The 13,373-nt window shown below is 44.7% G+C and carries 12 protein-coding genes; 10 read left to right on the top strand and 2 right to left on the bottom strand.

What is annotated here, in order from left to right; genetic code table 11:
• Positions 1-61 precede the first annotated feature (61 nt).
• The 3 genes from SLH55_RS17485 (at position 62) to SLH55_RS17475 (ending at position 2,199) form a co-directional block, all read left to right on the top strand.
• The gene (locus SLH55_RS17485; RefSeq protein ID WP_219170483.1) at positions 62-1,135 is read left to right on the top strand and encodes a M42 family metallopeptidase; all 1,074 of its coding nucleotides are present in this window, start codon (positions 62-64) and stop codon (positions 1,133-1,135) included.
• Between the two features lie 102 nt (positions 1,136-1,237).
• Positions 1,238-1,759, top strand: a complete 522-nt coding sequence (locus SLH55_RS17480) for a DUF84 family protein (RefSeq protein WP_413787113.1) — start codon at positions 1,238-1,240, stop codon at positions 1,757-1,759.
• A gap of 164 nt (positions 1,760-1,923) precedes the next feature.
• Complete coding sequence (locus tag SLH55_RS17475; protein ID WP_219170481.1) at positions 1,924-2,199, top strand: hypothetical protein; 276 nt, start codon at positions 1,924-1,926, stop codon at positions 2,197-2,199.
• A 57-nt stretch (positions 2,200-2,256) separates the two neighbouring features.
• Here the strand turns inward: SLH55_RS17475 and SLH55_RS17470 are convergent, their stop codons facing one another.
• Both SLH55_RS17470 and SLH55_RS17465 read right to left on the bottom strand, forming a co-directional pair.
• Positions 2,257-3,750: a peptide MFS transporter gene (locus tag SLH55_RS17470; protein WP_219170480.1), complete on the bottom strand. Its 1,494-nt coding sequence runs from the start codon at positions 3,748-3,750 to the stop codon at positions 2,257-2,259.
• Positions 3,751-3,966: 216 nt separating this feature from the next.
• A complete protein-coding gene (locus SLH55_RS17465; protein ID WP_219170479.1) occupies positions 3,967-4,413 on the bottom strand; it encodes a YtoQ family protein in 447 nt (148 codons plus the stop codon).
• Positions 4,414-4,583: 170 nt separating this feature from the next.
• On the opposite strand from SLH55_RS17465, the gene SLH55_RS17460 reads away from it, so the two are divergent.
• From SLH55_RS17460 to SLH55_RS17430, 7 genes are all read left to right on the top strand, one after another.
• The gene (locus tag SLH55_RS17460; RefSeq protein ID WP_219170477.1) at positions 4,584-5,087 is read left to right on the top strand and encodes a hypothetical protein; all 504 of its coding nucleotides are present in this window, start codon (positions 4,584-4,586) and stop codon (positions 5,085-5,087) included.
• Between the two features lie 836 nt (positions 5,088-5,923).
• Positions 5,924-6,955, top strand: a complete 1,032-nt coding sequence (locus SLH55_RS17455) for a PTS transporter subunit IIC (RefSeq protein ID WP_219170476.1) — start codon at positions 5,924-5,926, stop codon at positions 6,953-6,955.
• Position 6,956: 1 nt separating this feature from the next.
• Entirely contained in the window at positions 6,957-7,274 is a 318-nt protein-coding gene (locus SLH55_RS17450; RefSeq protein WP_219170474.1) for a thioredoxin family protein, read from the top strand.
• Between the two features lie 170 nt (positions 7,275-7,444).
• The gene (locus tag SLH55_RS17445; RefSeq protein ID WP_320324126.1) at positions 7,445-8,254 is read left to right on the top strand and encodes a DUF1444 domain-containing protein; all 810 of its coding nucleotides are present in this window, start codon (positions 7,445-7,447) and stop codon (positions 8,252-8,254) included.
• Positions 8,254-8,859 carry a YtpR family tRNA-binding protein gene (ytpR, locus tag SLH55_RS17440; protein ID WP_219170470.1) on the top strand — a complete coding sequence of 202 codons (606 nt, stop codon included), beginning with the start codon at positions 8,254-8,256 and terminating at the stop codon, positions 8,857-8,859. The genes SLH55_RS17445 and ytpR overlap by 1 nt, the downstream gene beginning before the upstream one ends.
• Before the next feature lie 354 nt (positions 8,860-9,213).
• Positions 9,214-12,156, top strand: coding sequence for a DNA translocase FtsK (locus SLH55_RS17435; RefSeq protein ID WP_413787112.1), 2,943 nt, complete (start codon positions 9,214-9,216; stop codon positions 12,154-12,156).
• A gap of 111 nt (positions 12,157-12,267) precedes the next feature.
• Entirely contained in the window at positions 12,268-13,371 is a 1,104-nt protein-coding gene (locus tag SLH55_RS17430; RefSeq protein WP_219170466.1) for a nicotinate phosphoribosyltransferase, read from the top strand.
• Positions 13,372-13,373: the final 2 nt, after the last annotated feature.

The following is a 13,373-nucleotide window of genomic DNA, read 5'->3' as shown; positions in this document are numbered from 1 at the left end:
CGAAAGTTCTGTAAAATAAGATTATACATACTCTAGATTTTATATAAAAGGGGCATAAGACATGAAACAAGATACGTTGGAATTATTTAAGACATTGACGGAATTGCCTGGAGCGCCAGGTAATGAACATGGTGTACGAAAGTTTATGAAAGAACAATTATCCCAATACTCTGATGAGATCGTACAGGATCGATTAGGCGGGATATTCGGATTGAGAAAAGGCAGTGAACAGGATCCAGTCGTCATGGTGGCCGGTCATATGGACGAAGTAGGCTTCATGGTTACATCGATTACGGATAATGGCATGATCCGCTTCCAGACCCTTGGAGGATGGTGGAGCCAGGTGCTCTTGGCCCAGCGGGTTCAAATCATCACAGACAACGGTCCGATAACCGGTGTGATCGGCAGTATCCCTCCTCACCTGCTTGGGGAAGAACAGCGCAGGAAACCGATGGATATTAAGAATATGCTCATTGATATCGGTGCCGATGACCGGGAAAATGCACGTGAGATCGGAATTAAACCGGGTCAGCAGATTGTACCGATCTGCCCGTTCACTCCTATGGCAAATGAGAAGAAGATCCTTGCCAAAGCCTGGGACAACCGTTATGGATGCGGATTATCCATTGAATTATTAAAAGAGCTTCAAGGTGTGAGCCTTCCGAATACCCTTTATTCCGGGGCGACGGTTCAGGAGGAAGTCGGGTTACGCGGTGCCCAGACGGCAGCCAACATGATTAATCCCGATATCTTCTTTGCATTGGATGCGAGTCCTGCCAATGATATGTCAGGTGATAAAAATGAATTTGGACAGCTTGGAAAAGGAGCACTTCTTCGGATCCTCGACCGTTCCATGGTGACTCACAGGGGCATTAGGGAATTCGTACTGGATACAGCTGAATCCAATGACATTCCTTATCAGTACTTTGTTTCGCAAGGCGGTACAGACGCCGGACGAGTGCATATGTCCAATGAAGGGGTTCCGAGTGCCGTAGTGGGTATTTGTTCGAGGTATATCCATACTCATGCGTCCATGATCCATGTAGACGATTATGCAGCTGCGAAAGAGCTGATCGTCAAGTTAGTGAAGCAATGTGACCGCACGACCATCGAAACGATCAAATCGAATAGCTGATGAAGAATAAATAGAGAAAAGCTGTCTCATTCAATTGCTGAGACAGCTTTTTTATAAAGAGATAAGGGGGCAAAAAGTGCTCCCGACGAGAAAAGAGGTATGATGTTGTTGAAAGTAGCAATCGGAACGACCAACCCCGCAAAAGTACAGGCCATAAAAAAAGCCTTTCAGGAGCAATACGTCGAGGTTCACTTCGAGTGCCTCAAAACCGAGTCGCATGTAAGTGAGCAGCCCATGTCCGACCAGGAAACGATAGAAGGAGCACTAAATCGCGCCAAAATTGTCCTGAAGTCCACGGGTAGTGATGTGGGAATAGGGCTTGAAGGTGGAGTGAGTGAGTCCCTCTATGGGATGTTCGTATGTAACTGGGGGGCACTTGTAGACCGGAATGGGACTGAAATCATCGGTGGTGGAGCGAGGATTTCCCTCCCGAATGAAATCAGCAATGAAATAAGAGCAGGGAAAGAACTCGGCCCCCTCATGGATGAGTATACTCAAAGAACGGGAATCCGAAAGAAAGAAGGCGCCATCGGTGTGTTTACAAACGGTCTCTTGACGAGAGAGGAAATGTTCCGTCACGTGGTCGGTCTTTTGATCGGTCAGTGGCAATTCAAAACAAAATAATCTTAAGATGATTTGCCCCGGGAGGGTACTTGGCCCATACCAATTATACCGGTCCTTCATAGGATGGAGTATATCAGACTTTCTTTTATCTGATAAATTCTTTCTAAGGAGGTTAGAATTTATGGGATGCAACTATTGTAACGACCGAGTTGGGGGGCGTCGCGATGATGATCGTCGTGATGATCGCCGTGACAACCGCTTCTGTTGCGACTGGGATAAATTCCTATTTGGGGACAGAAGAAGATGCAACTTATTTGGGGCAAATGATGATCGCAGAAGAAGTGGATGCGGTAGAGACAACGTCAGAGGTGCTGAAGACCGGAACAGAGGATGCAGAGGCAGAAGAGGCGATGAAGATAATCGCAGACGATGCGGATGCAAAAGACATAGACGCTGCGGATGTGGACTTTTCTGGTAAGAGTAATGGAACCCCGTGTTGAATGGGGTTCTTTTTTTAACTAAAAAATCCCCTGAATCATTTCAGGGGATTCGAACAATTATTTTACACCTTTCATCGCTCTTTGGATCATAGGTGAAATCAAGAATAGAATAACGGCTAATGCAATCGCCATTCCACCGATAGAACCAAAGTAAAGTGTTTCATTTTCTGGTGAATAGAAGCGGACAAGCTGCGCGTTAAGAGCTTGTGCACCGGCAGATGCCAAGAACCAAAGACTCATGGTTTGAGCAGAGAATGCTTCTGGTGCAAGCTTCGTTGTAGCTGAAAGACCGACTGGTGATAAGCATAGTTCACCAAGAACAACGATGAAGTAACTTAGCACGAGCCAAAGTGGATTAACAAGTGAATCTTCTCCTCCCATTTGGGCAGGTAACAGAATCACTAAGAAAGATAAACCGGCAAACAATAGACCGAATGAGAATTTCTTCGGAATGGATGGCTGACGGTCACCTAATTTCACCCACATCCAAGCAAATACAGGAGCTAATAGGATGATGAATAATGGATTCAGTGACTGGAACCATGCAGGAGAGATGGAAATCCCCATGAAATCAAGCTGTGTACGCTTGTCTGCATATGCGGCAAGAATAGTAGATCCTTGTTCCTGAATCGACCAGAACATAACGGCTGAAATAAATAATGGAATATAAGCAATGACCCTTGAACGTTCCGTTGCTGTCGTCTTTGGACTATAGTACATCACAATAAAGTAGATGGTTGGAACGACGATACCAAAGATTCCGACAATATTGATGAATACGTCCAGTGTAAATAAACCTGCTGGAATTGTAGTACCTAAGATGATAGCCAAAGCAACTGCGACTGCACCTACGATTAAACCGTATTTCTTCTTCTCACGTGCTGAAAGCGGGTTTGGTACATACGTACCTGCAAGACCCAGGTTGTTCTTCTTCGTTAGCATGAATACGACAAGACCTAAGAACATACCGATAGCGGCAGCTGCGAATCCCCAGTGGAAACCTTTCGATTCCATAAGACTACCGACGATCAGTGGCGCAATGAAAGCACCTAAGTTGATACCCATATAGAAGATACTGAATGCCGCATCACGGCGGGTATCATTTTCACTGTACATTTCACCTACAACTGTAGAAACATTCGGTTTTAATAAACCTGTTCCGACAACAATCAATACCATTGAAACAAAGAACAGAGATAAGCTCCCTGGAAATGATAAAGCAATGTGACCAAACATGATGAATATTCCACCGTAGAAAACGGCTTTCGAAGTACCGAATACCCTATCAGCTAACCAGCCCCCGATAACCCCTGACATATACACAAGTGAACCATAAATGGACATGATCGCTAAAGCTGTATTTTGCTCTAGACCCAGTCCACCTTTTGATACCTCATAGTACATGTAGAATACGAGGATGGCACGCATTCCGTAGTAGGAAAAGCGCTCCCAAAATTCTGTGAAGAATAAAGTGAATAATCCCTTTGGATGACCGAAGAATCCTTTTTGAGGGACACTATCCACAATTTTCTGTTTATTCATTGATGACATGTTACTACCTCCCTTATTCTTTTACTATAATATTTTAATATTTTCTTAAAGTCAAAAAAAGTTTGCAAATGGTTAATAATAACATAAAATGACTATACATTGCCAATATTATGTTATTTTTAAATAGTGAAAAATTTTAGGTCTTTTTAACTTATACGTTTTTTCGCATAAAGAAATCCTGCAGCATTGATGCTGCAGGATTTCTTTGGAATATCGTTATTCCTCTTCGAAAACATACGAAAGGGTCTTTAGTGCCTGATCAATCGACGAAACGGTGACATTCGCCTTATTTGAAAGCTCTTTCAATGGATGATGGAGTTTTTCCGGACGAATGAGGATCAGGGGCTTTTGTAATGCAAGGGCTGTGCTGGCATCCATTGCCGTGTTCCATTGCTTATATTCTTCGCCGAATAGAGCAACGACCACATCCGATTTTTTCAAGAGCAGTTCTGTGCGGAAGTTATTGATCTGTGAGGCAGCTTCATCACGGAAGATCTTATTTGGCTGCTCACCAAGGATTTCTTCCCCGATTGAATCCGAGCGGTCATGATTTTCCATGGGACCCACAAAATGTAGTGGAAGTCTCAGCGCTTTTGCTTTATCTTTCAGTTCGTTCCTCCAGGAGCTATGTATCTCTCCGGCTAAATACACGGTAAATTCCATTTTATTCACCTTCCTGTTTTTAGTCATCTTATCATAAATACCCTATGGATGATAATGTAACCACTTTTCCCATGAAAAAGGCATAATTTCTTATTGGAAGGGTTGTCAATCGGGACTTTGTGAGGGTATCATAAGCGTAGGTCCTAGGCATGAAGGGAGGAAATATGAGGATGAAGACGAAAGCATCGATCATTTTCTTTATTCTTATGCTTTTATTAGCAGGATGCAATACGACAATCGATCAAGAAAAAGAGGAGACTGCAAGTGCGGTGAAGGGTGCTTTGAATTCAAGTGAAGCAGCTGATGAACAGGCTGGAAATATCAGCTTCTATCTGCCGTTCGGTGCCGAAATAGAAAAAGAATCTCCTAATAATATCATTATTTCAAAAGATTCTGATACGTTTATACTTTTCACGAACCCTCAAGAGGATAAGGATAGTGAACTTCTATATAAAATGGCCATTAATGACAAAGAAAGTCTCGTGAAGAATGGGACGTTCAAAGAAGACGACCGCTTAGGATACTACGTCATTAAGGAATTACCTGATACAGAAGAATATGAACTTACCGTTGGAGTGGGTGGAACGAAAGTAACGACTCAATCACAAATGAAAGACTTGGCGGATAACGCCGAAATGATGATGAAAATGGCAGCATCAGTTAAACATAAATAGATCGTAGCAGACCGGATCTTTTCTGAATGGAGAATCGGTCTTTTTTTGGCTGTTTTCGTAAACATTGTTGCTTTTGGATGTAGCGAGTAGCGGTTGATTTCCGCTACAGGTGCTCGCTTTCCGCGGGGCTGGCGGTGAGCCTCCTCGGCTTCGCCTGCGGGGTCTCACCTGTCCAGCTACGGCGGCTAGCCCCTCGAGGTCATAAGCTAAATGGCCCAAGAAGGCAAAAGAACGCCTTCTTAGCCCATTCATCATATGCTTGTCGGGGCTAAACAAGCCGCCTCCGCTTTTCGTACTGTCCAGCGTTTCCTGCAGGAGTCGAGCACCTGCAACGAGAATCAACTGACAAAAATTTGACTATCACAGAGGGAATGTGGAGATACGTATGCCACTGTTTCTTCATTCTTAACAGTAATTGATTTTATTTAATAGTCCTTTACTCTTACTAAACGGCTGGTCACAAACCATTTTGCTCTGTCAACTACTGACTACTTTAGAGGGTGAAGGGAACTGCGTAGACTCCTACGGAAAACGGGCGTGCCGAGACCCCGGAAGCGGTTTTTGCTGAGGAGGCTCGGTCGAACGTCCGTGGAAAGCGGAGCAGTTCCCTTCACCCTCCTGCACCATAACTTAAATGACAGAGCATCGTATATCTTAGTTTGTATGCGAATAGCAAGACTCTTTGCGAAAACAGCCTTTTTTCTATGGATAGGAATAAACGGTCATGCATGCATGGAAAATAAATATACATATCCTCTTCAGAACAAAAATGATAGACAAAACAAACATGTGTCTTTACACTAGTAAAAGGAAATGTACACAGAGGAGTGAAGTGCATGAAAACATATTTAGAGAAGAAAGGCATTACGTTGTCTGCCAGAACGTATTTTATAGATGCATTAAGCTATATGGCACTGGGTTTGTTCAGTTCATTGATCATCGGATTGATTATCAAGACGATTGGGGAACAACTTCCCCTTCCCTCGGGGTTAAGTGAATTCTTCGTAGACATGGGTGGGCTTGCCATCAGCTTGATGGGCCCGGCCATTGGAGTAGCGATTGCCTTTGGTCTCGGTGCACCGCCGCTTGTTTTATTCGCTGCCGTGGTTACCGGTGCTGCGGGGGCAAGTCTTGGAGGACCTGCCGGAGCTTATGTAGCGGCAGTCCTTTCCACGGAGATTGGAAAACTTGTCAGCAAGACAACAAAAGTAGATATTATTGTTACACCATTTGTGACGATCCTTGCAGGGTTTACGACGGCCTATTTGATCGGACCGGGAATCGCTGATTTCATGAGCATGTTCGGAGGCTGGATCAGCTGGGCAACGGAACAGAGACCGATCATCATGGGGATCCTTGTTGCGGCCCTCATGGGTCTTGCGCTGACGGCACCGATTTCGAGCGCAGCCATCGCCCTCATGCTTGACTTGAGCGGAGTAGCTGCCGGGGCAGCGACAATCGGCTGTGCGGCGCAAATGGTAGGCTTCGCCGTCATCAGCTATCGCGAGAACAGGGTGGGCGGATTATTTGCCCAAGGTATCGGGACCTCCATGCTTCAAGTCCCGAATATAGTCCGTAACCCCCTTATCCTCATTCCGCCGACAGTGGCGGGGATGATCCTAGCTCCCATCGGCACGACCATCTGGCTGATGGAAAACAATGCAGCCGGAGCAGGGATGGGGACCAGCGGATTCGTCGGTCAAATCATGACATTCAAAACAATGGGGTTCAGCTGGGATGTCACAATGAAAATCCTACTGTTGCATTTTGTTGGACCTGCATTCATAAGCCTGTTACTATCTGAATATATGCGTAAACTAGGTTGGATCAAACCTAATCAAATGACGATAGAAACAGGGGGCAAATAATATGCGTAAACTGGAATCAGTAGAAGAATTCCATGAGTTGAAAGAAAGCGGAAAGCATGTATTCATGTTCTCGGCAGACTGGTGTCCTGATTGCCGGATCATTGAACCGATCCTGCCGGAAATCGAGAGTCAATATTCAGACTATACATTCCTATATGTAGATCGGGATCAATTCATCGACCTGTGCATTGAGCTCGATATCTTTGGAATCCCGAGCTTTATTGCATACGGAGACGGCCGTGAACTGGGGCGCTTCGTAAGCAAAGACCGGAAATCAAAAGAACAAATCGAGGAATTTATGAACACGCTGGCTTCATAACAAAGCAAAAGGGTTCCCTTCGTTAACGGGATCCCTTTTCTTTTTGCCCGAAATGAACAGGATCCTTTTGTAATCTCGCCGTTTTGATGTAAAATGTTATAAGTGAATGAATAGCGAAAAAATAGTATCAGTACTTTCTATATAAATGTATCACCAAAGGAGGATCAGATTTGGACATAAAAAAGCTAAAAGGCATACTCCAGGAACGATTAAACAAACCAAATCGTACGTTTACATATGACCGTGACAAAGATTCACTGAGGATTGAAAACGCGGAAACGAAAAAAGGCATCACTGTTGCCCTTCCCCCGATCGTATCCAAATGGAAGGAAAATAATAAATCCATCATCGATGAAGTGGTTTATTATGTAGAAGAAGCCTTGAACGTCATGGGGACCGATGCGGATCTTGGCAGCAAGCAGAAAAAGGTTTTTCCTGTCATCCGTTCCACCTCGTTTGCAACTGAATCCAATGAAGGGCTTGCCCTTGTGACAGATGACCATACAGCAGAAACGCGTATCTACTATGCCGTTGACTTAGGGAAAACCTATCGTCTATTGGATGAGAATATGTTAAAGGCCGAAGGATGGACACACGAGCAAATGAAGGAAACGGCCCTGTTCAATGTCAGAAGCCTGCCAACAGGAATGAAAAAGGATGAAGTAGCAGGGAACGTCTTCTATTTTCTGAACAATAATGATGGATATGATGCAAGTCGCATTTTGAATGACGCCTTCTTAAAACAAGTAAGCAAGGATATTCAAGGTGAGATGACCGTATCCGTTCCGCACCAGGATGTATTAATCATCGGAGATATCCGTAACGAAACAGGTTACGATGTACTCGCTCAGATGACGATGAGTTTCTTTACGACAGGAAATGTCCCGATTACGGCATTATCCTTTGTATATGAAGATGGGGAGCTTGAACCGATCTTCATTTTGGCAAAAAATCGCAAGAAGGAAAGGGAGAAGAAATAATGAACGTATTTTACAACTTGGAAGGCATTGGTGATACCCTGATCGTTACACTCGATCCAGGATTCGAGGGAGAAGTTCTTCACGAAAGAAAAGAAGACGCTGTGCGTTTATTCGATGAGAAAACAGGGAAAACACTTGGATATAACCTATTCCATGCATCAAAGTATATGAATGTAAGCGAAGTGGGACCTGTCGACATGAATGATGAAAAGCTTCAATCGATCAATGAAGCCATCAAGAAGAACGGTTTCGATGAAGTACTGGAAGCAGACTTCTCACCGAAATTCGTTGTCGGCTTTGTATCAGAAAAAGAAAAGCATCCAAATGCAGACAAATTGAACATTTGTACAGTTGATGTTGGGGATGAAACACTCCAAATCGTATGTGGTGCACCTAACGTTGACAAAGGACAAAAAGTCGTTGTCGCAAAAGTAGGAGCAGTCATGCCAAGCGGAATGGTCATCAAGGATGCAGAGCTTCGCGGAGTGGCATCATCAGGCATGATCTGCTCTGCCAAAGAACTGGCACTTCCGGATGCCCCGCAAGAAAAAGGGATCCTTGTCCTTGAAGATACATACCAAGTGGGTCAACCCTTCACAGCATAAAACGTATACCTGGGTCCGGAGTATGGACTCAGGTTTTTTTGTTTTTTTAATTTTAATGTTAGAGATGTTGGGATTGAGAATGATTGAAAACTTATCCGTAGGTTAGAATAAGTTTTTTGACGGGGTTTGTTATTTGATACGATAATTTATAAGTTGATTGAAGCGGAAAGCGAGCACCTGGAGCGGAATCAACCAGCACTCACCCATATGATAAACCAACGTATTACAATCTCTTTACACCTATGTTTATTTCGACACAATCCTTTAACAATTCTCTTAATCTATCGAAATGACTCGAATTTTTCTCTTTAACTGATAAAATAAATAGTAAGTATGAAAGAAAGAGTGATGTTTGTGAGCTGGATTAAAAAAATATTTGGTAAATTATCAGATAATGATGAACAATTTGAAGAGTACTATGACGAAAATGATCATGATGTTCAGCAAATCGATCCGCCAAAGTCTGAACGTAAACATATAGCAGGGCCCAATCATTCACGGGACATAGAAGCCAGGATGACATACCAATATCCAAAAGGAAATTTCCGATTTCCCCTAATATCCGATGGAGAGACGAGAGAACGTCCTCGCAGGGAACGGAGAAATCAGGAAAAAGAAGAGAAACCAAAGGAACAAAAGACGAAGAGTCAAAACCAATTGACCGGTAAACGAAAGTGGAAAGAAGAAAGCCCGACGCCTACCGTCAACACAAAGAAAACGTCAAAAGTGGAAAAAGGAAACAGCCGACCGTTTACACCGACGGAAATTCCGTCTCCCATTTATGGTTTTAAAAATAGACCGATCAAAAAAGCAGAAAATGTCGAATACGAGCTAAAGAAATTTTTACATAACGAAGAAGAGAAAAAAGAAGCAGTCACCGACCATAAAGCCTTTGAAATAGTGAAGGGATCCATTCCATTGGAGAAGGCAACAGCTACACCTGAGGAATCCGAAGTTCAAGGGATGCGAAAAGAACCACAAGTTACCCCTTCGATTCAGGATTCATCAGTGCAAAGCACCCATGTAAAGGAAACGAACAATGAGGATACAGTCCTGCAGGATAACGACATGAAGAAAACAGAATACCAGGAACCAGTTGTTCAGGAAAACAACGTGGGGGCAAGTGAATACCAGAATCCAGAGTTACTTGAAAACAGTATGGAAGAAATGGATGATCAGGACTCAGAATTATTTCAAGAAAATCACGATAAGGAAGATGAATATCTGGATCTCAAGATTCAAGAAACTCAACAATCAAAAGAGAAGGAACATCAGAATCTAGATGTGCAAGGAAATACCACGGAAGAAACGGAACAAGTCGATCACAATGTGAAAGCCGTAGGAAACATTCCACAAAACTCAAGTGAACGAATTTCCCTCATTACAGAAATGACGGAAGAAGAGCCTGATGTGGCTTTGGACCATGAGCAGGTACATGAGGTTGATTCATCGGTTGGGACAGGCACAGACTCGGAACCAACAGAGGGTGTTATCGAAGGTCCTGCCCCGGACAAGAAGAACGTTGTTGTAGAACCTCTCGTGGAAGAAAGCTCTCTAGAGACAGAGAAAGAAGTATCCGCACCTAAGGAACCAGCCAAGGAAGAACCGCAAAGACGTAAGAGATCACATCTTCCTTTTAATGTACTTATGCTGAAGCAAGATAAGCGGCAGATGGATACTCGTAAAGCACCAGCTTCCCGGTCGATGGAGAAGCAGGGAGCTGCTGTTGCTGAATCGGTACAGAAATCACCAGTTCAAGAAGCTCTCCGGGAAAACACCGTTGAGGCACCTCGTCAATCGGACGACAAACCGACTCAACCAAGTCAGGTCCAGGGAGAAGAAGCGGTCAAGAGCTATAGTGCATTGAGCTCCTCACCTAAGAAAACGAAAGACTATGTCTATCCGGCAATGGACTATCTGACGCCGCCCGTTTCTAAGGAAATGAGTGGAGAGTGGATGGATTCCCAAAGACTGTTACTGGATGAGACCCTTCATAACTTCAACGTCAGGGCCAAAGTGGTGAATGTCACGCAGGGGCCATCCGTCACGAGATTCGAAGTTCAACCGGAACCTGGGGTGAAGGTCAATAAAATTACGAATCTGACAGATGATATAAAGTTGAGCCTCGCTGCCAAGGACATCCGGATGGAGGCACCGATCCCTGGTAAGCATACGATCGGTATCGAGGTTCCGAATAGGGAGAGCCGTCCGGTATGCATCAGTGAAGTCATTGCAAGTCCCCAGTTCCAGGAGCCGTCTTCTCCTTTGACCGCCGCACTTGGACTGGATATCTCAGGCCAGCCCATCGTGACGGATCTGAGTAAGATGCCACATGGTCTCATTGCAGGGGCTACGGGATCTGGTAAAAGTGTGTGTATCAACTCGATTCTCGTCAGCCTTTTGTACAAGGCATCACCGGATGAGCTGAAGATGCTTCTCATCGATCCAAAGATGGTGGAGCTTGCACCGTATAATCGGATCCCTCACCTTGTAAGTCCCGTGATCACAGATGTGAAAGCGGCAACTGCCGCCCTGAAATGGGCCGTGGAGGAAATGGAAAGGCGATACGAACTGTTCGCCCATACAGGCGTGCGGGATATAAAGCGTTTCAATGAACTCGCTAAGCGTAATGGACAGTATAGCGATATGCTTCCTTATCTGGTGATTGTCATCGATGAGCTCGCTGATTTAATGATGATGTCTCCAGCTGACGTGGAAGAAGCCATCTGTCGGATCGCACAGAAGGCACGTGCCTGCGGGATACACTTGATCATTGCCACTCAGCGTCCGTCAGTCGATGTCATTACAGGCCTGATCAAGGCGAATGTTCCGACAAGGGTCGCATTCTCTGTCTCTTCAAGCGTCGATTCAAGAACGATCATCGATGGAAGCGGGGCAGAAAGGCTGCTTGGTAAAGGGGATATGCTCTTCCTTGAAAACGGCTCATCAAAGCCGGTCCGCCTGCAAGGTACCTTCGTATCCGATGATGAAATTGATGAAATCATCCGTCATGTAAGAGAGCAAAGAGAACCGGATTATCTATTCCAGCAGGATGAATTGATCAAGAAAGCCCAGGTCACAGAAGAAGAAGACGAACTATTTTTGGAAGCGTGCGAGTTTGTCGTCGATCAGGGAGGAGCATCGGCCTCAAGCCTGCAGCGCCGATTCAGAATCGGCTATAACCGGGCGGCAAGATTGATGGAAATGATGGAGAGTAATGGAATCATTTCTGAGTCAAGAGGCAGTAAACCAAGGGATGTCCTCATTTCCGAGAGTGAATTGGAGACATTGGCATAGACTAGTACAAACATTTAATACATGGTATTCTGTTTATATCTGTCCAACTCTGGACGCATAAACAGAATACCTATTATTTTTGTGTAGGAAGAGCCATAAGGAGCACTAGAGATGAAAGAAATAGAATTGAAACTTCAAGGAAAACTCAACAGGTTGACCAATCATACATTCAAGTTTGACGAAAGAATCAAGGATGGCTGGTTTTCAGCTGTTTATTTTTTGAAAACGAAGGAAATCGCCAAGAAGAAAAAGCCGGATGCTTATGTCACCATGCAATTCTTCCAAAAGACCCACGCCGTGATATGCGGGACCGATGAAGTCATCGCCCTTTTGCACACGTTCGCTGATAACCCGGAGAAGCTTGAAATCCATTCCTTAAAGGATGGAGATCAGATCGCCCCGTTTGAAACCGTGCTGACCATCAAGGGCCGTTATCAGGACTTTGGTTATTTAGAAGGCATCATCGACGGAATCCTGGCGAGAAGGACGTCTGTTGCGACGAGCGTTTACAATGTCATGAAAGCAGCCTCCCTGTCAGGGAAACAGAAGCCCGTCATCTTCATGGGGGATCGGGATGATCATTTCACCCAGCAGGCGGGAGACGGATATGCAGCCTTCATCGGGGGATCCACGGCCCAGGCGACCCATGCCATGAACGAGTGGTGGGGAAAGAAAGGGATGGGAACGATGCCCCATGCCCTCATCCAATTATTCAATGGCGATATCGTTGAGGCGACGAAAGCGTATAAGGAAACATTCCCCGAAGACGAGCTCATCGCCCTTGTGGACTACAATAATGACGTCATCACCGACTCCCTGAAGGTCGCAAGAGAGTTTGGCCAGGAATTAAAAGGGGTAAGGGTAGATACATCAAGAATGATGATCGATAAATATTTCCTCAGGAATCAACACGTACTTGGAACCTTTGATCCGCGCGGGGTTAACATGCAACTGATCAATGCATTGAGGGACGCTTTGGATGAAGAAGGCTACAATCACGTCAAGATTGTTGTATCCGGCGGATTTAACGAAGACCGCATCCGCCAGTTTGAGGAAAATCAGGTTCCCGTCGATATGTATGGGGTCGGAAGCAGCCTTCTTAAGATCCATGTCGGGTTTACAGGAGACAATGTCGTCATAGATGGTTCTCCTGAAGCAAAGGCAGGTCGAAAGCTTCGTCCCAATCCCCGTCTGGAAAAAGTAGAATTTGAATAGGT

This window comes from Rossellomorea sp. YZS02, from assembly GCF_033963925.1.
Taxonomy (GTDB): Bacteria; Bacillota; Bacilli; order Bacillales; family Bacillaceae_B; genus Rossellomorea.
Note: the sequence above shows the minus strand (reverse complement) of the source record. Positions and strands in the feature narration are given on the sequence as shown.

Coding starts and splice junctions, on each gene's coding strand:
- SLH55_RS17485 (WP_219170483.1), top strand. CDS start 62: ATGAAACAAGATACGTTGGAATTATTTAAGACATTGACGGAATTGCCT.
- SLH55_RS17480 (WP_413787113.1), top strand. CDS start 1,238: ATGTTGTTGAAAGTAGCAATCGGAACGACCAACCCCGCAAAAGTACAG.
- SLH55_RS17475 (WP_219170481.1), top strand. CDS start 1,924: ATGATGATCGTCGTGATGATCGCCGTGACAACCGCTTCTGTTGCGACT.
- SLH55_RS17470 (WP_219170480.1), bottom strand. CDS start 3,750: ATGTCATCAATGAATAAACAGAAAATTGTGGATAGTGTCCCTCAAAAA.
- SLH55_RS17465 (WP_219170479.1), bottom strand. CDS start 4,413: ATGGAATTTACCGTGTATTTAGCCGGAGAGATACATAGCTCCTGGAGG.
- SLH55_RS17460 (WP_219170477.1), top strand. CDS start 4,584: ATGAAGACGAAAGCATCGATCATTTTCTTTATTCTTATGCTTTTATTA.
- SLH55_RS17455 (WP_219170476.1), top strand. CDS start 5,924: ATGAAAACATATTTAGAGAAGAAAGGCATTACGTTGTCTGCCAGAACG.
- SLH55_RS17450 (WP_219170474.1), top strand. CDS start 6,957: ATGCGTAAACTGGAATCAGTAGAAGAATTCCATGAGTTGAAAGAAAGC.
- ytpR (WP_219170470.1), top strand. CDS start 8,254: ATGAACGTATTTTACAACTTGGAAGGCATTGGTGATACCCTGATCGTT.
- SLH55_RS17430 (WP_219170466.1), top strand. CDS start 12,268: ATGAAAGAAATAGAATTGAAACTTCAAGGAAAACTCAACAGGTTGACC.